Source organism: Sphaerisporangium krabiense, from assembly GCF_014200435.1.
Lineage (GTDB): Bacteria > Actinomycetota > Actinomycetes > Streptosporangiales > Streptosporangiaceae > Sphaerisporangium > Sphaerisporangium krabiense.
In genome coordinates this window covers 1,995,995-2,016,207 of record NZ_JACHBR010000001.1, presented here as the reverse complement: position 1 = coordinate 2,016,207, position 20,213 = coordinate 1,995,995, and the positions used below count along the sequence as shown (strand labels likewise).

Genomic DNA, 20,213 nt, shown 5'->3' with positions numbered 1-20,213 from the left:
CGATGTCAGCAGTTGGACACCGTCGCGGGGCCGTCCGCGGCCGGTGACCTGGTCTTCGCCCGCCAGGCCGCCGCCGCGGCCAGGAACGCGTCGTTGTCGGCGGGGGTTCCGATCGAGACCCGCAGCCCCTCTCCGGGGAACACCCGCACCGCGACCCCCGCGTCGCCGCACCGGTCGCCGAACTCGCCACTGGCGGCGCCCATGCGCAGCCACAGGAAGTTGGACTCGCTCCGCGGCACGGCCCACCCCGTCGCGGTCAGTTCCCCGCGCACCCGCGCCCGTTCGGCGACCACCTCGTCGACCTGGGAGAACAGCTCCTTCTGCCGCCCCAGCGCCGCCAGCGCCGCCGCCTGCGCCACGGCGCTCACCGAATAGGGGAGGTAGGCCTTGCGCAGCCGGGCGACGACGTAGGGCGGGCCCACGAGATACCCGACGCGCAGGCCCGCGAGCCCGTAGGCCTTGGAGAAGGTGCGTAGCACGACGAGGTTCGGGCGGTCGGCGGTCAGGGCGATCGCGCTGCGCGCCCCCGGCTGGCGCACGTACTCGAAGTAGGCCTCGTCCACCGCGATCAGGCGGTCCGCGGGCACCCGGTCGGCGAACGCGCGCAGGTCGTCGTGGCCGAGCAGGGTGCCGGTCGGGTTGTTCGGGTTGCAGACCAGGACGAGCCGGGTGTCGTCCCCGACGCGCTCGGCCATGGCGTTCAGGTCGTGGCGCTCGTCCACCAGCGGGATCCGGACGCCGCGGACGCCGGCGAGGTCGGCGAGGACCGGATACAGCTCGAACGACCGCCACGCGTACATGACCTCGGCGTCGGCGTCGGCGACGGCCTGGAGGAGCATCTGGAGCAGGGCGACGGAACCGGCGCCGATCGCCACCCGGTCCTCGGTGACGCCGTGCGCCCGCGCGATCCGCGCGGTCAGCTCCGTCCCGCCGAAATCGGGGTAGCGGTTGATCGTCTCCGCCGCCTCGGTGATCGCCGCGACGATGTCGGGGAGCGGCCGGTGCGGGGACTCGTTCGCCGCGAGAAGGTGAGAATCGCCCGTCGCCGACCGAACGGCTCGCGACGGTTCATAGGCGGGCAGACCATCGAATATAGAGCGGAAGCGCGGCTTTCCCATGAATCCTCCGTATCCGCGATCGAGTCGGTTCCGACGGTAGCCAACGCGCCGAGACGGCGACAGCGCGCCGTGAACGGCGGACGCCTCACCCACGTGATGACCGCCGTGTTTCTTATCGCGGCGTGCGATTACTTGATTGGACGGCGGCGCAGGCCTGACGATGGCACCACCCGGTACACCCCTGCCGATACTCCTCTTTTGGACGCAGCCCTTGACTTTGGAGCGACCAATGAGCATCGACCAATCCACTCATCCCGGTGAGACGGCCGCGGATCTGGCGGCGGTCGCCGCTCTGCTGGAGATCGCCGAGGAAATAGGAATAACCCCGTTGCTGGACCGGGCGGAGCCTTTCACGGTCGAGGACGTCGCCGCCGCGGCGGCGGCCCCCACGCGGAACTGCGCCGAATTCGTGAACGCGTTGCACGCCGCGGGACTGGTCGATCGCGTCGGCGAGTCCGAGCGGTTCCTGCCCTGTCCGGATATGGCGGACCGCAGGTACGAGTCGGGTTACGTGCTGTGGGCCATGAATGCCAACCGGCCGTACATCGAGAACGCGCCGGAATTTCTCCGGGATCCCGGCGAGGCGACCAGGAAATACGACCGCGACGGCCGATGGGTGGCGACGTCGTCGCGCTGGGTCGGGTCGCAGGGCTTCTATCCCCGCGCCTTCTCCGAGATCGTGAACCTCCGTCCGGCCAAGGTGGCGGACCTCGGCGCGGGGGCGGGCGGGCTGCTCGTCCACCTGCTGCGCACGCTCCCCGGCAGCACCGGCACCGCGATCGACATGAGCGCCGCGGCCTGCGAGGAAGCAGGGCGCGCGGCCCGGCGCGCCGGGGTGGCCGACCGCCTCACCGTGGTGAACCGCAAGATCGAGTCGCTGGTGGAGGACCCGTCGCCGGTGCGGGACGCCGACGTCGTGCACGCCGGTTTCGTCATGCACGACGTCGTGGGCGATCCGGAGACGTTCACGGCGGTCCTGCGCGCCTGCCGGGAGGCGACGGCGGACGGATGCCGCCTGATCGTCACCGACGCGGTGCCGTACGTGCCCGTCGCGCGGGAACGGGCCTTCAGCGCGCTTTTCACCTATCTGCACGGGACGTCGATGAACGTGCGGCTGCCCACCGAAGAACAATGGCTGGACCTGTTCCGCCGCGCGGGTTACACCGACGTCACGTCCGTGCCGCACCGCATGCCGGGCGGCCGCATGTTCGTGGCCGGCGGCTGATCCGCTCCCCCGCGCCGCCGGAATCCACGAGTTCCGTGCCGCGGGCCGCCGATCGGCTGACCTAACCATTCCTGCCAAAGGGGCTGAGTGTGCCGGAAAACCCGTTCGACCATGCCGATGGTACGTTTCTGGTCCTCGTCAACCAGGAGCGCCAGCATTCTCTCTGGCTGCCTTCCGTGGACGTTCCCGCCGGGTGGGACGTGGTCCACGAGGGGTCGAGAACCGACTGCCTGGATTATGTCGAGCGCAATTGGACCGACCTGCGCCCGGCGAGCCTGGCGCGCGCCCTGGACGAAGCCGGCCGGCGGCCCGCGGAGTAGTCCGGTGTTCTCTCCAGCGAGCAGGAGCCGCATTTCATGACCGTCAACTCACGCCTGGAAACCGCTGTGCGATCACCGGCCACGGACCGATATCTTCCGTCCGCCTCCCTTGACGAATACCTCGGCATGGTGGCGGCCCGCCATCCGGAGCTGCGCGCGAGGCTGGACGACGCGCGGATGCGGTCGGCCGACCGGTTGTCGGCTCTGGTGTCCACGGTCAACGAGTTCGAGTCCGACGCGAGCGGCCGGGGCGATTCCTACCGCAGGGCGCAGCAGGACGTGTCGGTGCGGTGGACCGGGGCGCGGCGGCTGCTGCGGCTCGCCACGCCCGCCGGCGCGACCGGCGAGGTCACCGTGCTCGACGTGCTCGGCGGCGACGGCGTGATCGCGCGCGCGGTGGCCGAGAACGGCGGGGCCGCGGCGAAGCCGACCGTCCTGACCGGCGACATCTCCGGCACGATGGTCGAGCGGGCGCTGGCCATGGGCCTGCCCGCGGTGCGCCAGGCGGCCGACTTCCTCTTCCTGCGCGACGCGTCGGTGGACGCGGTGCTGCTGGCCTACGGCACCCACCACATCGCCCCCGCGGACCGGTCCCGGGCCATGGCGGAGGCGCTGCGCGTCACCCGCCCCGGAGGACGTGTGGTCATCCACGACTTCGACGAGGCCAGCCCCATGGCGCGGTTCTTCGCCGAGCTGGTCCACCCGCACTCGGCGGCCGGCCACGACTACCGGCACTTCTCCCGCGAGGACATGGTGGCGCTGTTCCATCGGCTGCCGGCGGGCGTGCGGGTGGTGGACGTCTACGACCCGCTCGTGGTGCGGGGACGGGACCCCGAGACCGCGCGCCGCCGCATGTGCGACTACGTCGCCGACATGTACGGCATCCACCAGGTCATGGCGGGGGAGAAGGAGTCCTCCTGGCGCCTGCTGGAGGAGATCTTCGACCATTCGGCGTACCTGGCGCGCATCGGCGCCGCCTCGGACACGCCGCGTCGCCCAACGGTTCATGAAATGTCCGGATATTGCGTTGCCGAGGTGCCGCGCATGGCGCTCGCGGCGGTCGCGGAAAGGGTGTCGTGAGGTGCCGCCCGTATACCTGCCCGACCTGATCGGGAACACGCCGCCGGACGATCCGGGACGCGCCGCGATCATCGACGTGAACGGCGAGGTCTCCTACCCGCGTATGTGGGACCGGGTCGGCCGCACGGTCAGGCGGTTGCGGTCCGCGGGCGTGCGCCCCGGCGACCGGGTCGGGCTCTACCTGCCGCGATCCGCCGAGTACGTGACCTCCCTGCTCGCGGTCACCACCATGGGCGCGGTCGCGGTGCCCATGGATCCGGAGTTCCCGCTCGACCGGCTCGACGGCATCTGCGCGGCCGCCCGGCCCCGCGTGGTGCTGCACGCCGAGGACACCGCGCCGCCCGGCGCGGGCGCCGCGCCCTGGCTGCGCCTCGACGAGGACCGCGCCCACCTCGGGCCGGTGGCCCCCGGGGACGTGTGGCGGGGAGCCGCCGCGGACGTCCAACCGGCGATCATCCTGTTCACCTCCGGATCGACGGGCCGGCCGAAGGGCGTGGTCCTGCACCACGCCGGCCTCGTCAACCGGCTGGAGTGGGGGCAGCGCGTCTTCGCGTTCGAGCCCGGCGAGCGCGTGCTCCACAAGGCGTCGACCGCGTTCGACGCCGCCATCCACGAGATCTTCGCGCCGCTCGTCGCCGGCGGCACCCTCGTCATCGCCCCGCCCGGCCTGCAGTTCGACAGCCGCGGCCTGGTCCGGCTCATCCGCGAGGCCGAGGTGAGCACGGCGCACTTCGTCCCCTCGGTGCTGCGCTACGTGCTGGACGAGGAAGAGCTGCGGTACTGCACCTCGCTGCGGCGGGTGTTCTGCGGCGGCGAGGCCCTGGACATGGGCCTGGTCCGCCGCCTGCGGAGCATGCTCGGCTGCCGCGTGGTCAACTTCTACGGGCCCACCGAGACGTCGGTGAACGCCACGACGTGGGACGCCGAGGAGCCCTTCGACGGGACCATCGCCCCCATCGGACGGCCGATCGACGGCGTCACCTGCCACGTGCTCGGCGAGGACCTCGCCCCGGTGCCCGCGGGACAGACCGGCGAGCTGTGGATCGGCGGCGCCGGAGTGGCGACCGGCTACCTGGACGACGCCGCGCTGACCGCGCGGCGGTTCCTGCCCGACCCGTGGGGCCCCGGCCGCGTCTACCGCACCGGCGACCTGGTCCGGCTCGCCCCGGCCGGCTACCTGGAGTTCCGCGGGCGGATCGACGACCAGGTGAAGGTGCGCGGCGTCCGCGTGGAACCCGAAGGCGTGAGCAGCGCGATCCGCCGGCATCCCCTCGTCAGGGACGCCGCCGTCGTCGGCGTGCCCGACGGCGCGGGCGGCGTCCAACTGGTCGCCTACGTGGCCGCGCGGCGGGCCAACTCACCGGTGGTCGACGGGCTGCGGCGGATACGGCTGCCGAACGGGCGGCCGGTGGCCACGCCGTCCCCCGACGAGACGATGTTCCTGTACCGCCAGATCTTCGAGGAGGACGAGTACGCGCGGTTCGGGATCCGGGTCGGGCCCGGCGACACGGTGGTGGACGTCGGGGCCAACGTCGGGCTGTTCGCGCTGTGGGCGCACGACCAGGCCCCCGGCGTCCACGTCGTGGCGGTGGAGCCGAACCCGGACGTGCTGCCGTACCTGCGCGCCAACCTGGAGCTCAACGACGTGCGCGCCCGGATCGTCCCGGTCGCGGTCACCGACCGGGCCGGCACCGCCACGCTGACCTCGTTCCCCGGCCTCACGTACCTGTCGGGCCTCGGCGCGGACCGGGGCACGGAGGCGGCCGGCCTGGTCCGGTCGCACCTCGAGCACGCCGCCGCCGGCACGGTGCCGGCCACCGAGATGGCGGAGCTGCGGCGCGACACCGAGGACCGGCTGCGCGGCACCACGTACACGGTCCAGACGCTCGACCTGTCCACCGTGCTCGACCAGTACGGCGTGGACCGGGTGGACCTGCTGAAGATCAACGTCGAGGGCGCGGAAGGCGGCGTGCTCGACGGCGTCCGCCCCGGCCACTGGGCCCGGGTGCGGCAGGTCTGCCTGGAGGTCGAGCACAGCACCGTCGCCGGCCCGCCGATCGTGGCGACCCTGAAGGAGGCCGGGTTCACCGTGCACACCCAGCACGACTGGACCGTGGGCCGCGACGCCGACGTCAGCTACGTGTACGCCACCCGGGACGCCGACCCCGCGCCGCCCTCCCCGGCCCGGCCGGGCGCGCACCGCCCCCCGGAGCTCCTGACCGCCCGCGAGATCCACCGGCACGCCGCCGCCCTGCTGCCGCCCGCGATGCGGCCCGGCCACGTCGTGTTCCTGGAGGACCTGCCGCGGCTGCCCAACGGCAAGGTGTCCCGCCGCGACCTCCCCCCGCCGGACCTGCCGCCCGAGACCGCGGTCGTCCCGGGCGGGGACGGCTCCCCGCGCGAGGTGCTGCGCGAGATCTGGCGGGTGGCGCTGGGCATGGACCAGATCAACGACGACGACGACTTCGTCTCGCTGGGCGGGCATTCGCTGCTCGCGCTGCGCGTCACCGCGCGGGTCCGCCAGGTGACCGGCGCCGACATCGGCCCGGGACGGTGCCTGCGCGCCACGAGCTTCGCGGGGTGGGCCGGCGAGGTGCTGCGCGCCGCGGACGCCGTGAGGGCGTGATCTGGTGGCCGCCGCCCGACCGCTGACCGGCATGCAGCAGGCCATGCTGGTGCAGGAGGCCCTGACCGGCCGCCCGATGTACACCATGCCGGTGTGCTTCTCCATCACGGGCCGTGTGGACGCCGGAGCGCTCGAACACGCGCTGCACCACGTCATGGGCCGGCATCCCGTCCTGTCGTCCACCTACGACGGCGAGGTCGCCCTCCCGTACACCGGCGGGCTCCCCGGCCTGCGCCGGGTGACCGGCCCGGCGCGGGCGGGCGCGCCCGAGCTGGCCGGGCTGTGGGACACGCTGTTCGACCTCGTCGACGAGCCGCCGGTGCGGGCCGTGCTGGTGTCGGACCCGCCGGACGAGCACGCCCTCGGGCTGGCCGTCCACCACGTCGCCGGGGACAGCTGGTCGCTGGCGCTCATGCTGCGCGAGCTCGGCGCGGCGTACGGCGCGGCGGTGCGCGGCGCCGTGCCGGACCTCGGCCCCGCGCCGGACTTCTTCGACCACGCCGCGTGGGAGCAGGAGCAGAGCTGGGACGCCGCGTGGTGGCGGGAACGGCTGCGCGGCGTGACGGTCCCGCCGAGGCCGCGGGCCGAACCGGCCGACGAGCGGCGCGGCCTGTTCGACGCGGCCGACCTGGAGCTCGACGCCGACGACACCCGGGGCATCCGCGCTCTGGCGAGGGCCGCGCGGGTCTCGCCGGCCGCGGTGCTGTTCACCGCGGTGAGCGTCGCGGTGGCCGGCGACCGCGGCGAGTCGGTCGTGGGACTGCCCGCCGCCATCCGCGACACCGCGTCGTCGCAGGCCACGGTGGGACCGCTGCTCAACACGCTGCCCGTGCGCACCACCTGGCCGGCGGGGCTGCGCGGCGCCGGCCTGGTCGAGGTGCACGCGGAGTCGATGGACGACGCCCTGACGCACAAGGACGTGCCCTACCCCGTCATCCTGCGGGCCGCCGGGCTGCCGCGCGGGCCCGGGGCCGACCCGCTGCTCGTGCACGTGGTCAACGTCGACACCGTGCTCCCGGACCTGCCCCTGCCGGGCATGCGCACGTCGGCCAGGCCCATCGCGCCACGCTGGGCGAACCTGCCCGCGCTGTGGGAGTTCACCTGGGGCACGGTCGGCAACATCCGCGGCGTGCTGCGCGCCGAGGCCGAGTCCTTCACCTCCGGGGACGTACGCGAGCTGGCCGGCCGGTTCCAGCACGCGCTGCGCCGTCTCCTGCAGGAACCACGTTGATCGAAGGGAACCCCATGACGTCAGCACTCCATGGCTCCCCCCATGGTTCTCAGGGCGGCGGCGCCTTCCGCACGCCGCAGGAGGAGATCCTCGGCGGCCTGTTCGCCGAGGCGCTGGGGCTGCCTTCGGTCGGCGCCGACGACAACTTCTTCGAGCTCGGCGGCGACTCGCTGCTGGCCATGCGGCTGGTGAACCGGATCCGCCGCGTGCTCGGCCCGGCGGCGCACGTGCGCAAGCTCTTCGAGTCGCCCACGGTGGCCGGGCTGGCCCGCAGGCTCGCGCAGGACGCGGACGGCGCCCAGGCCACCCGCGTCCGCGCCGCGTTCGACGAGGTGACCGTGCCGGAACGCGCCCCGCTGTCGTCGGCGCAGCAACGGCTGTGGTTCCTGGCGCAGCTCGAAGGGCCGACCCCCCGCTACAACATGCCGGTCGCGGTGCGCCTGCGCGGCACGGTGGACGCGGCGGCGATGGAGGCCGCGCTGCGCGACGTGGTGGCCAGGCACGAGCCGCTGCGCACGGTGTTCCCGCAGATCGACGGGGTGCCGTACCAGCACGTGGTGGACATGGCCGAGGTGGGCCCGCTGCTGCGCCAGATCACCGTGCCGGACGGCGGCCTGCCCGGCGCGCTGGCCGAGGCGGCGAGCGAGGCGTTCGACATCACCGCCGACCTTCCGCTGCGGGTGACCGACATCACGGTGGCGCCGGGCGGCGGCGGGCCGGAGCACGTGCTGCTGCTGTCGCTGCACCACATCGCCGCCGACGGGGAGTCGATCCGCCCGCTGCTCGGTGACCTCGCCACGGCCTACGCGGCCCGCCTCGCCGGCGGCGCTCCGGACTTCCCGCCGCTGCCGGTGACCTACCGGCGGTACAGCGAGTGGTACCGGAGGCTGCTCGACGAGGAGTCCGGGCCGGACGGCGTGCTGACCGCCCAGCTCGACTTCTGGCGGCGCGCGCTGGACGGCATCCCCCGGCGGCTCGCGCTGCCCCTGGACCGGCCCCGCGCCGCGGTGCCGTCCCACCACGGCGCCGGAGTGCCGTTCACCATCGACGCGGCGCTGCACGCCCGCCTGGTCACCCTGGCCCGGCGGTGCCGGGCGACGCTGTTCATGGTGATGCAGGCCGCGCTGGCCGCGCTGCTCACCCGCGCCGGCGCGGGCACCGACCTCCCGTTCGCCGCGGCGGTGGCCGGCCGGTCGCACGACGACCTGGACGGGCTGGTCGGCCTGGTCGCCAACACGCTCGTGTTCCGCACCGACACCTCCGGCGACCCGTCCTTCGGCGACCTGGTGGACCGGATCAGGGACGCGGACATGGCCGCCCTCGCCCACCAGGAGGTGCCGTTCGACCGGGTGGTGGAGGCGGTCAACCCGGGCGACGCGCGCGGCTGGAGCCCGCTCGTCCAGGTGTCCCTCGGATTCGGCGCGACCGGGGTCGACGCGGACGTGCTGCGCGGCCTGCCGGACGCCGAGCTCTACGACGTGGGCACGGTGGCGGCCAAGTTCGAGCTCGGGCTCGGCATGCGGGAGCTGCCGGCCGCGGACGGCGTCCCGCAGGGCATCGCCGGCTTCCTCGACTACGCGATCGAGCTGTTCGACCGGGACACCGTCGAACTGCTGGCGGCGAACTTCGTCCGGATCCTCGACCAGGTCGCGGACGACCCGGAGCTCACCGTGGACCGGCTGGAGCTGGCGGAGCGCGCCGCGCCCGCGGGAAGCGAGTCCCTCGCGGCGACCGTCCCCGACCGGTTCGCCGAGCTGGTCCGCGACCGGCCGGACGCCCCGGCGCTCGTCTCCGGGCGGGAGGAGGTCACCTACCAGGAGCTCGACCGGCGGGCCACCGCCCTCGCCCACCGGCTCGTCGCCCTCGGCGTGGGGCCGGAGACGCCGGTCGCCGTGCTGGTCGACCGCTCGGTCGAACTGATCGTGTCGCTGCTCGCCGTGCTGAAGGCGGGCGGCGCGTTCGTGCCGCTGGAGCGGCGCAGCCCGGCGGCGCGGCACGGCGTCGTCATGCGGGAGTCCAAGGCGCGGGTGCTGCTGGTGGACGCGACGTCGCTGAGCGTGCGCTTCGACCACCAGGCCGCGATCCTCGTCGTCGAGCCCGGCGCGATGTCCGCGCCCGACGTCCCGCTGCCGCGCTCGACGGGGAACCCCGACCAGCTCGCGTCCATCATGTTCACCTCCGGGTCCACCGGCACCCCGAAGGGCGTCGGAGTGACCCACGGCGACATCCTGGCGCTGGCCAGGGACGGCTCGTTCTCCGGCGCCGCGCACCGCCGGGTGCTGGTGCACTCCTCCTACGCGTTCGACGCCTCCACCTACGAGATGTGGGTGCCGCTGCTCAACGGCGGATGCTGCGTGATCGCCCCGCCCGGCGACCTCGACGCGCGGACGCTGGCGCGCGCCATCGAGGAGCACCGGCCCACGGCGGCCGCGATGACCACGTCGCTGTTCAACCTGATGGTGGAGGAGGAGGACGCCGCGCTCGGCGTTCTGGAGGAGGTGTGGACCGGAGGCGAGGCCGTGTCGGCCCGCGCGATCCGCACGCTGCGCGCCGCCCGGCCCGGCACCCAGGTGGTCAACGGGTACGGGCCCACCGAGACGACCACCTTCGCGACCCGGTTCTTCGTGCCGGCCGAGGGCGAGCTCCCCGACAACGTGCCGATCGGCGGCACGCTGGACGACGTGCGCGCCTACGTGCTCGACGAGGGGCTGCGGCCGGTCGAGGACGGGGAGCTGGGCGAGCTGTACGTGGCGGGCGCCGGGCTGGCCCGCGGGTACGTCGGCCGCCCCGGGCTGACCGCGCAGCGGTTCGTCGCCGACCCGTTCGCGGGGCCGGGCGAGCGGATGTACCGGACCGGCGACCTGGTGCGCCGCACGGACACCGGCGACCTGGAGTTCGCCGGCAGGACCGACGACCAGGTCAAGATCCGCGGGTTCCGGATCGAACCCGGCGAGGTGCAGTCCGTGGTCCAGGCCGACCCGGCGGTCGCCCTGGCCGCGGTGGTGGTCCACGAGGACGACGCCGGAGAGCGCGGCCTGGTCGCCTACGTGGTGCCCGCCGACGACACGGACGGGGGAGCGCTCGCGGACCTGCGGGAACGCGTGGCCGCCCGGCTGCCCGACTACATGGTGCCCTCGGCGTTCGTGCCCCTCGACGCGCTGCCGATCACCGCCAACGGGAAGCTGGACCGGGCGGCGCTGCCCGAGCCCGAGCGCGCCGCGCAGGCCGCCGCCGGGTCGCGGCAGGCCGCCGTGCCGCGCACCGCGGTGGAGGACATCCTGTGCGGCCTCTTCGCCGACGCGCTCGGCGTCGAGGAGGTCGGCCCGCACGACAGCTTCTTCGCGCTCGGCGGCCACTCCATGATCGCCATGCGGCTGGTGACCAGGATCCGCTCCGTGCTCGGCGTGCACCTCGCCCTCGCCCAGCTCTTCCAGGAACCCACCCCCGCCGGGGTCGCGCGGGTGCTGACCCAGGTCGCCGAGCCGGACCGGGAGCCCGTGCCGCTGGCCGGGGGCGGGCCGCGCCCCGACCCGATCCCGCTGTCCTTCGCGCAACAGCGCCTGTGGTTCATCGGCCAGATGGAGGGGCCGAGCGCCACCTACAACATCCCGCTGGTGGTGCGGCTGCGCGGCGCGCTGGACGTCGCCACGCTGCGCACGGCCCTGCACGACCTGGTCACCCGGCACGAGGCGCTGCGCACCGTGTTCCCGTCCGCGGACGGCGCCCCCTACCAGCGGATCCTGCCGCCGGCCGAGGTCGGCCTCGACCTGCCGGTCGTCGCCGTCGCCGGGAGCGAGGTGGACGCGGAGCTGGACCGCGCCGCCCGGCACGCCTTCGACGTCACGGTGGACCTGCCGCTGCGCTGCGTACTCTTCGAGGTGACCGACGGCCCCGGGCCCGAGCACGTGCTGCTCGTCCTGGTGCACCACATCGCCTGCGACGGCGTGTCGCTGCGCCCGCTCCTCGCCGACCTGGACCACGCCTACCGGGCGCGGGCGGCCGGCGCCCGGCCGGACATCGAGCCGCTCGCCGTGCAGTACGCGGACTACACGGTGTGGCAGCGCGCGACGCTCGGCGACGAGCGCGACCCGTCCAGCGTGCTGGCCGGGCACCTCGACCACTGGGCCACCGCGCTGGCGGGGATGCCCGAGCAGCTCGACCTGCCCTACGACCGGCCGCGCCCGTCCGAGCCCAGCTACCAGGGCGACACGGTCGAGCTCGTCACCGACCCGGCCCTGCACCGGGAGCTGCTGCACCTGGCGCGGCGGCAGAACTGCACGCTGTTCATCGTCCTGCAGGCCGCGGTGGCGGCCGTGCTCAAGGGGTACGCCGTCGGCGACGACATCCCGCTCGGCACGGTGGTCACCGGGCGTCCGGAGGCGGCGCTGGACGACCTGGTCGGGTTCTTCGTCAACACGCTGGTGCTGCGCGCCGACACCTCGGGCGACCCGACGTTCACCGAACTGCTCCACCGCACCCGCGACCTCGAACTGGCCGCCTTCGCCCACCAGGACGTGCCGTTCGACCTGGTGGTCGAACGCTGCAACCCGCGGCGGTCCCTCGGCAGGCACCCGCTGTTCCAGGTCCTCGTGGCCCTGGACTACGGCTTCATGAACGAGAGCGAGCCGCTGTTCGGCGCCGAGGCCACCTTGTCCTCGCTGTCCACCGGGACGGCGAAGTTCGACCTGTCGGTGGACTTCGACCAGCGCCGCGACGCCCAGGGCGCGCCGTCCGGGCTCGGCGTCGTCCTGGAGTACGCCACCGACCTGTTCGACCGGGACACCGTCGTGGCGATCCGCGACCGGATCATCCGCATGCTAGAGGCCGTGGTCGCCGACCCGGACCGGCGGATCGGCGCGATCGACCTGCTGTCCCCGGCCGAACGGCGGCGCCTGCTGGCCGACGGGAACGGCGCGGACCGCCCCGAACCCGAGCACGACACCCCCGTGCGGGTGCGCCAGGTGGTGGACCGGCGTCCGGACGCGGTCGCGGTGTCCGCCGCGGACGGTTCGCTGACCTACGCGGAGCTGGCGGGGAGGGCTGGCGCGGTCCGCCGGGAGCTGGTCGCCGCCGGAGCCGGGATCGACGCGGTGACCGCGGTGCTGTCCGAGCGCAGCCCGTGGTTCGTGGCCGCCGCGCTCGGCGTGCTCGACGGCGGGGGCGGCTACCTGCCGCTCGACCCGGGGATCCCGGTGGCCCGCGCCGCCGGGATGCTCACGGACGCCGGAGCGCGCGTCATCGTCGCCGCCGCCGGCCTGCGGGACCGGGCCGCGGCGATCGCCGCCGCCTGCGACCATCCGGTCACGGTGCTGAGCCCTGGCGGATCGGCGCCTCTGGAGCCGCCCGTCGAGGCGCCGCGCGACGCGCTCGCCTACAGCGTGTTCACCTCCGGCTCCACCGGCACGCCCAAGGGGGTCCTCGTCACCCGCCGCGGACTGGCCAACCACCTGGCGGTGGTCGCCGACCTGTACGGGCTCGGCGAGGGCGACACGATGGCGTTCAACGCGCCGCTGACGTTCGACGTCGCGATCTGGCAGGCGCTCACCATGCTCACCGTCGGCGGCCGGGTGCACGTCATGGACGACGACACCACCCGGGACCCGTTCGCCCTGCTGGACGCGGTGGCGCGGCACGGCGTCACGGTGCTGCAGATCGTGCCCGCGGTGCTCGACGCCGTCCTGAACGCCTGCGCGGCCGACCCCGCCGCGGCGGCCCGGCTCACCGGGCTGCGGTGGATGCTGGTCCACGGCGAGGCGTTGCCCGGCGAGCTGGCCCGGCGCTGGTACGACCGGTTCCCCGGCATACCGCTGGCCAACGTGTACGGGCCCGCCGAGTGCACCGACGACGTGTCGATCGCGATGCTGCGCCGCGACGCGGTGGCCGGCGGCCGTGCGCCGATCGGGCCGCCGCTGCCCAACACCCGGTGCTACGTGCTCGACGACCGGATGCGCCTGGCGCCGCCCGGCGTCGTCGGGGAGCTGTACGTCGCGGGCGCCGGAGTCGCCCGCGGCTACTCGCGCCGGGCGTCGCTGACCGCCGAGCGCTTCGTGGCCGACCCGTTCGGGCCCGCGGGCACCCGGATGTACCGCACCGGCGACCTGGTCCGGTGGAACCGGGACGGCGAGCTGGAGTTCGTCGCCAGGGCCGACCACCAGCTCAAGATCCGCGGCCACCGGGCCGAGCCCGGCGAGATCCAGGCCGCGCTGGAGGGCGACGCCTCGGTCGGGCAGAGCGCGGTCGTGGCCTCCCCGGAGGGCGCGCTGATCGCCTACGTCACCCCGGCGCTCGCCGGCGGGCACGTCGAGGTGGACCGGCTGCGCCGCCGGGCCGTCGACCTGGTGCCCGAGTACATGGTGCCGACCGCGTTCGTCGTCCTCGACGCGCTGCCGCGCACCGTGAACGGGAAGCTGGACCGCGCCGCGCTGCCCGCCCCAGAACCGTCCGCCGCCGGCCTGCTCGCCGCGCCCCGTACCCCGCGCGAGAAGGTCCTGTGCGGCCTGTTCGCCCGGCTGCTCGGCCGGCCCGAGGTCGGCGTGGACGACGACTTCTTCCAGCTCGGCGGGCACTCGATGCTCGCCATGCGGCTGATCGCCGATGTCCGCTCCGAACTCGGTCTGACCGTGTCGATCCGCACGCTGTTCCGGACGCCGACCCCGGCGGGCATCCTCGCGGCCGAAGCCGGCGAGGACGCGCGGCACGACTTCGACGTCCTCCTGCCGCTCAGGACCGGCGCGGACCCCACGCCGCTTTTCTGCGTGCACCCGGCCTCCGGCCTGGCCTGGGGCTACCGGGCGCTGGCCGGTCAGCTCGCCACCGACACGACGGTGTACGGCGTGCAGGCGCCGGGCCTGCGGGACGGGGCGCCGCTCCCGGCGTCCTTCGCGGAGATGCTGGACCGGATGGCCGCCGAGATCCGGCAGGTCAGCCCGACGGGGCCCTACCGGCTGCTGGGCTGGTCGCTGGGCGGCAACATCGCCCACGCGCTGGCCACAAGGTTCCAGGACGAGGGGGAGCGGGTCGAGCTGCTCGCCCTGATCGACGCCTACCCCGGCGAGACCTGGCACTACCCCGCCTTCGCCACCCAGAGCCAGTGGGACGAGTTCTCCCTGCTGGCCACGCTCGGCGAGGAGCCGCCGGGAGAGGTGGAGAACGCCGATCGGCTGCGCCACGCGCTGGCCGCCCTTCGCGGCACGGCGCTCCACCGGCTCGGCCTGGAGGAACGGGTGCTCCAGCGGCTCGTGGACGTCGGGGTGAACGCGAGCCGGCTGGCGGCGGCGTGGCGGCCGTCCCGGTTCCGGGGGACGGCGATGTTCTTCACCGCGGCCCGCGGCCGCGGCCCGAACTGGCCGAGACCCGAGGACTGGGAGCGATACGTGGACGACCTGGCCGAGACGCCGCTGCCCTGCCGCCACGAGGAGGTCCTGGCCGACGAGCCGCGGACGCTGATCGCCGAGGCGCTCGGCGCGGCCCTCGGGACCGGCGCCGGACTGCGGGGGGCGCGGTGAACGGCGCCCGGCCGCGGCCGTCCCGGCCGCACCTGCTGTACCCCGGGGACCCCGGCTACGACGAGGCGCGGGCGGTGTGGAACGCCATGCACGACCGCCGCCCGGTGTGCGTGGCGCGCTGCCGTACGGCGGAGGAGGTGTCCGACGCCCTGCGGTTCGCCGTGGCGAACGGGCACCCGGTGACCGTGCGGGGCGGCGGCCACAACGTCGCGGGCGCGGCCGTCGCGGACGACGCCGTCATGATCGACCTGTCGCCGATGCGGGGCGTGCTCGTCGACGCCGGGGCCAAGGTGGCGCACGCCGACGGCGGATGCCTGCTGCGCGACGTCGACGCCGCCACCGTGCGCTACGGCCTGGCCTGTCCGGCGGGGGTGGTGTCGCACACCGGCCTCGGCGGCCTCGCCCTCGGCGGCGGCTACGGCTGGCTGGCCCGCACGTGGGGGCCGACCTGCGACCACATCCTCGCCGCGCAGGTGGTGCTTCCGGACGGTTCGATCGTCGAGGCCACCGATGCCGAGCACCCGGAACTGCTGTGGGCGCTGCGCGGCGGCGGGGGCGGGAACTTCGGCGTCGTCACCCGGTTCACGCTCCGGCTGCGCCCGGTGGGGCCGCTCTACCACTATGTGGCGCAGTACCCGCCGGCCACGGCGGCGCGGGCGCTGGCCGCCTACCGGTCCTTCGCCGAGCGGCAGCCCGACAATCTGCACGTGGTGGGCGCGCTCAAGCGGCTGCCCGGCGCCGCGCCGGACGGCGGCGGCGTCGTGCTGCGGTTGAGCGGCGCGTACTTCGGGGACCCGCAGGACGGCCCGGCGCGAATCGCCCCCTTGCTCGACGCCGCGCCGCCGGAGACGGCGACCGGCCGGGTGATCTCCTACCTGGAGCTCCAGGGGATGGGCGATCTCAGCGAGCCGCACGGCCACCGCTACTACACCAAGTCCGGCTACCTGACCGGCCTGCCGGACGAGGCCGTGGCGTCGATGCTGAGCGGCGCGCGGGAGATGCCCTCGACCCTGTCCAGCATCGACTTCGAGTACCTGCGCGGCGCGATCGCGCGCCTGCCCGAGCACGACGGCGCCTTCCCCAACCGCGACGCGCCCTACATCGTCACGGCCTCGGCGCAGTGGACGGATCCGGCGCACGACGAGGAGAACGTCGCCTGGACCCGCCGCGCGGTCCGGTCCCTGAGCGGGTCGCGCATGCCGGGGGCCTACGTGAACTACGTCCAGGACGAGGAATGGGCGCCCCCGGACATCTACGGAGAACAGCGGCTGCGGCGACTGGCCGCCGTGAAACGGGTCTACGACCCGGACGACGTCCTGCGCGGTGGCCGGATCCCGGCGGCCGCGCGGCCCACGACCAGCGCTTCCGAAGGGACATGACCATGACGCAGGCCACCACGGCCCAGAACCTGGTGCGGCCACCGGCCGTGTTCGACAGCAACGAGCCGGACGCGTTCGTCACGGCGCTGCGCTCTCCCTGGACCGCGCTGATCGCGGAGTTGTACGACGTGATCCTCGCGACCACCGGCGAGTACGCCCGCTCGCGCGGGCTGCGCGGGTTCCCGTTGCCGCTGACCACCCGGTCGGTGACGTGCCCGACCGCCCTGGGCAGCGACTCGGAGCCGGTGCCGGTGACGGTGGCGGGGGTGCGGACGTACTTACCGGACTCCCTGCAGTTCGCCCTGGAGTACGGCTGCCGCCTGACGCCGGACGGATGCTTCGTGATCGCGCCGTCGTTCCGCGGCGAGCCCGCCGACCAGACCCATCTGAACCAGTACACCCACAGCGAGGCGGAGATCCCCGGCGGGCTGGACGACCTGATCGCCTACGTGGACGGCTATGTCGGCACGCTGGCCGGCGCCGTCCTCGAACGGCTGGGCGGACGTCTGGCGGCCACCCGGGGCGATGTCTCGCACCTGGAGCGGATGGCCGCCGGGGCGTCGTTCCCGCAGCTCACCTTCGACGAGGCGGCCCGCGTGGTGGCCGACGTGGACGGCGGCGTCCGCGACGAGGGCACCTGGCGGACGCTGACCCGCGCGGGAGAGCGTGCGCTGATGCGGCGGGTGAGCGAATTCGTCTGGGTGCGTCACTACGACGCGCTGGCCGTGCCGTTTTACCAGGCATTCGAGGACCCGGACGGGAGAACCGCGCGGAACGCGGACCTGCTTTTCGGTCCTGGCGAAATCGTCGGCTCGGGCGAGCGGCACTCGGACGCCCAGACCCTGCGTAAGTCCATGGCGCTGCATAACGTCAGGGAAGAGGACTACGCATGGTATGTGCGCATGGTGGAGGCATTTCCGCGGCGGACCTCGGGTTTCGGCATGGGCGTGGAGCGTTTTCTGATGTGGGTGCTGCGCCACGACGACATCCGCGATATTCCTGTAATATCGCGGGTAAACGAGCCCTTGGAGTTCCCTTCGGCCGTCGTTCGGCCATAAATCACGGGATGATGCATCTTGTCGGACGTGGCGAAGGACACCCCGGAACGGCCCCGGACGTGGTGGGGCGTGCTGGCCCAGCGGGACTTCCGCCTGTTGTGGACGGGCGAGACCGCGAGCCAGCTCGGCAACAGCATCACCGTGGTCGCCCTCCCCCTGATCGCGGTCGTGAGCCTGGGCGCCAGCTCCACGGCCGTCGGTGTCCTCGCCGCGGCGGTGTGGCTGCCCTGGCTGATCGTGGGCCTGCCGGCGGGCGCGTGGGTCGACCGGGTGCGCAAGCGGCCGTTCATGATCGCGTGTGACCTGGTGTCCGCGGCGGTGTTCGTGAGCGTGCCGGTGGCGGCGTGGCTCGGCGTGCTGACCCTGGGCCAGCTCATCGCCGTCGCGCTGATCTCCGGCACCGCGGCCACCTGCTTCTACCCCGCCTACCACGCCTACGTCCGCACCGTGCTCGACGGCCGCGACCTGATGGAGGGCAACGCCAAGCTGCACGGCAGCGAGACCGCCACCCAGTTCGCCGGGCCGGGCGCGGCCGGCCTGCTCGCCCAGGCGTTCGGCGCGGCCACCGCGCTGCTGGCCGACGCGCTGACGTTCCTGATCTCCGCGTTCTGCCTGCACCGGATCCGCGTGGCCGAGCCGCCCCCCGCCCCCCGCGAGGGTCGCGACCCCCTCGGCCGGCAGATCGCCGAGGGGCTCAGGTTCGTCGGCAGGGACCGCTACCTGCGGCCCATCGTCACCTGGGGCGCCGTGACGAACCTCGCGCTGATGGGGTACCAGGCGGTCCAGGTCGTGTTCCTGGTGCGCACCGTCGGCCTGAACCCGGCCACGGTCGGGGTGCTGCTGAGCACGGGCAGCGTCGGCGGCATCGTGGGCGCGCTGGTCACCACCAGGGTCACCCGCCGGGTCGGCACCGCGCGCGGCCTGCTGCTCCTGCAGCTCACCACCGCGCCGTTCGCGCTGCTCATGCCCATGGCCGGCCCGGGGCCGCGCATGCTGCTGTTCGGGCTCGGCGGGTTCTTCGTCGGCATCGGCATCGCCGTGGCCAACATCGTGGTCGGCAGCTTCCGGCAGGCGTACTGCCCGCCGCACATGCTCGGCCGGGTCGTGGCGACGGCCATGGCGATCGGGCACAGCATGATCCCGCTCGGTTCCCTGCTCGGCGGCGTGCTCGGCGACGTGGTCGGATACCGGGGAGCCATGTGGATCATGACGGGCGTCCTCGCCGTCTGCTGGCTCATCCTCGCGCTGAGCCCGATGCGCAAGGAACGCGACCTCCCAGAGACCTACGAGCCGGAACCCGCCCTCGCCGGCGGGTGAGGGATGGACGATGCCGTCAGACCAGACATCCACCGTCCGCTACTACGACGACCTGGCCTGCTGGGTGGTGTGGGGCGAGGCCGCGCGGGAGGCGCTGGAGGACCGGCGCCTGTCCTCGGAGACGTTCGAGGTCGCCAACCTCACCTACCTGCCCGCCGACATGCACGACCGGTGCGCGCACCTGATCGCCACCCTGAGCCGGTGGTTCGCGCTGCTCGACGGCGAGCGGCACAGGACCGCCAGGCGGGCCGTCCAGCCGATGTTCTCCCCCCGCCGGATCCGCGAACTCGGCGGCGTCGTCCACACGATCGTCGAGGAGGCGCTGGCGGACTTCGGGAAGTCGGCGACCGCTGACGCCGTGGCCGACCTGGCCGACACGATCTCGGCGCGCACCGTCGCCCACGTGCTCGAACTGCCCGGCATCGAGCAAAGGTGGGCGCGGGCGCTGGCCGACTTCCTCGCGGCCTCCTACCGCCGCGAGTACGCGGTGCGCGCCCAGGAGGCGCTCCACGAGATGGAGGAGTTCATCGACGGCCTCCCGGACGGGGACGGCGAGGGCATCTGGGCCCGGTCCGGCGACGGCGACGGCGACGGCGACGGCGACCGGCTGGCCACCTCGTCGATGATGCTGTTCGGCGGGCTGGAGACCACCGCCGCGCTCATCACGTTCGCGCTGTGGTACATGATCGGCCACGGGCTGCAGGGCGGCGTCGCGGCGTCGCGGACCGGCGAGGAGGCGGCCGCGATCGTGGAGCGCGTCCTGGACCTGTACGCCCCGCTCGGCCACGTGGCCCGGGTCGCCGCCGAGGACACCGCGCTCGGCGGCCACCGGATCGCGCGCGGCGAGCTGGTCATGGTCTCGCTCGACGGCCGGGACCTCTTCGAGCCGCCGTCCGCGTCCGATCTTTCTGCGTCCGATCTTTCTGCGTCCGATCTGCCCGCGTCCGACGGGCCCGCCGCCCACCTCGAGGGACGCCGCGCCGACCACCTGGCGTTCGGCCACGGCATGCACTACTGCTCCGGCGCGTCGCTCGCGCGCCTGACGGCCACCACCGTGCTCACGCTGTTCGCCCGGCGCTATCCCGAGGCGCGCGTCCGCGAGGTGCGCTGGCGCAGAAACCGCACCTACCGCGGTTTCGAGCATCTCTACCTGACGCTGAGCGGCGACTCCGGCGTCACGTCCTGAGCCCGCGGCCGGTCCCCGTCGTGACCGGCCGCGCGCTCATTCTCCAGGCTTTCCGCGCCTTTCATCGTGAACGCGTGTCCGCGTTCTCCGCCGCGGTGAAACCCATGTCCACAGGCCCCGGTCCGCGGGCTGGACATGGACAGGGCCCATTGAGAAAGTACCTAGAGA

11 protein-coding genes are annotated in these 20,213 nt (G+C 73.9%); 10 read left to right on the top strand and 1 reads right to left on the bottom strand.

What is annotated here, in order from left to right; genetic code table 11:
- Positions 1 to 5: 5 nt before the first annotated feature.
- The gene (locus tag BJ981_RS08705) at positions 6 to 1,118 is read right to left on the bottom strand and encodes a histidinol-phosphate transaminase (protein ID WP_184609706.1); all 1,113 of its coding nucleotides are present in this window, start codon (positions 1,116 to 1,118) and stop codon (positions 6 to 8) included.
- Between the two features lie 229 nt (positions 1,119 to 1,347).
- Between BJ981_RS08705 and BJ981_RS08700 the strand changes: the two genes are divergently transcribed.
- The 10 genes from BJ981_RS08700 (at position 1,348) to BJ981_RS08655 (ending at position 20,045) form a co-directional block, all read left to right on the top strand.
- Positions 1,348 to 2,343: a class I SAM-dependent methyltransferase gene (locus BJ981_RS08700; RefSeq protein WP_184609704.1), complete on the top strand. Its 996-nt coding sequence runs from the start codon at positions 1,348 to 1,350 to the stop codon at positions 2,341 to 2,343.
- Positions 2,344 to 2,432: 89 nt separating this feature from the next.
- A complete protein-coding gene (locus BJ981_RS08695; RefSeq protein WP_184609702.1) occupies positions 2,433 to 2,663 on the top strand; it encodes an MbtH family protein in 231 nt (76 codons plus the stop codon).
- Between the two features lie 36 nt (positions 2,664 to 2,699).
- On the top strand, positions 2,700 to 3,743 hold the full coding sequence (locus tag BJ981_RS08690; protein ID WP_184609695.1) for a class I SAM-dependent methyltransferase: 1,044 nt from the start codon (positions 2,700 to 2,702) through the stop codon (positions 3,741 to 3,743).
- A 1-nt stretch (position 3,744) separates the two neighbouring features.
- On the top strand, positions 3,745 to 6,369 hold the full coding sequence (locus BJ981_RS08685; RefSeq protein ID WP_204070528.1) for an amino acid adenylation domain-containing protein: 2,625 nt from the start codon (positions 3,745 to 3,747) through the stop codon (positions 6,367 to 6,369).
- A 4-nt stretch (positions 6,370 to 6,373) separates the two neighbouring features.
- Positions 6,374 to 7,600, top strand: a complete 1,227-nt coding sequence (locus tag BJ981_RS08680; RefSeq protein WP_184609692.1) for a condensation domain-containing protein — start codon at positions 6,374 to 6,376, stop codon at positions 7,598 to 7,600.
- 14 nt (positions 7,601 to 7,614) lie between these two features.
- The gene (locus BJ981_RS08675; RefSeq protein ID WP_184609690.1) at positions 7,615 to 15,105 is read left to right on the top strand and encodes a non-ribosomal peptide synthetase; all 7,491 of its coding nucleotides are present in this window, start codon (positions 7,615 to 7,617) and stop codon (positions 15,103 to 15,105) included.
- Positions 15,102 to 16,484 (top strand): FAD-binding oxidoreductase, encoded by a 1,383-nt coding sequence (locus BJ981_RS08670; RefSeq protein WP_204070527.1) that lies wholly within the window; start codon positions 15,102 to 15,104, stop codon positions 16,482 to 16,484. Before BJ981_RS08675 ends, BJ981_RS08670 begins: the two co-directional genes overlap by 4 nt.
- A 2-nt stretch (positions 16,485 to 16,486) precedes the next feature.
- A complete protein-coding gene (locus BJ981_RS08665) occupies positions 16,487 to 17,542 on the top strand; it encodes an amino acid--tRNA ligase-related protein (RefSeq protein ID WP_204070526.1) in 1,056 nt (351 codons plus the stop codon).
- Between the two features lie 27 nt (positions 17,543 to 17,569).
- On the top strand, positions 17,570 to 18,859 hold the full coding sequence (locus tag BJ981_RS08660) for an MFS transporter (RefSeq protein ID WP_204070525.1): 1,290 nt from the start codon (positions 17,570 to 17,572) through the stop codon (positions 18,857 to 18,859).
- 10 nt (positions 18,860 to 18,869) lie between these two features.
- On the top strand, positions 18,870 to 20,045 hold the full coding sequence (locus BJ981_RS08655) for a cytochrome P450 (protein ID WP_184609686.1): 1,176 nt from the start codon (positions 18,870 to 18,872) through the stop codon (positions 20,043 to 20,045).
- Positions 20,046 to 20,213 lie beyond the last annotated feature (168 nt).

Bases quoted from the DNA above. Each gene is read 5' to 3' on its own strand.
- BJ981_RS08700 (WP_184609704.1), top strand. From the start codon at position 1,348: ATGAGCATCGACCAATCCACTCATCCCGGTGAGACGGCCGCGGATCTG.
- BJ981_RS08690 (WP_184609695.1), top strand. From the start codon at position 2,700: ATGACCGTCAACTCACGCCTGGAAACCGCTGTGCGATCACCGGCCACG.
- BJ981_RS08655 (WP_184609686.1), top strand. From the start codon at position 18,870: ATGCCGTCAGACCAGACATCCACCGTCCGCTACTACGACGACCTGGCC.
- BJ981_RS08675 (WP_184609690.1), top strand. From the start codon at position 7,615: ATGACGTCAGCACTCCATGGCTCCCCCCATGGTTCTCAGGGCGGCGGC.
- BJ981_RS08705 (WP_184609706.1), bottom strand. From the start codon at position 1,118: ATGGGAAAGCCGCGCTTCCGCTCTATATTCGATGGTCTGCCCGCCTAT.
- BJ981_RS08665 (WP_204070526.1), top strand. From the start codon at position 16,487: ATGACGCAGGCCACCACGGCCCAGAACCTGGTGCGGCCACCGGCCGTG.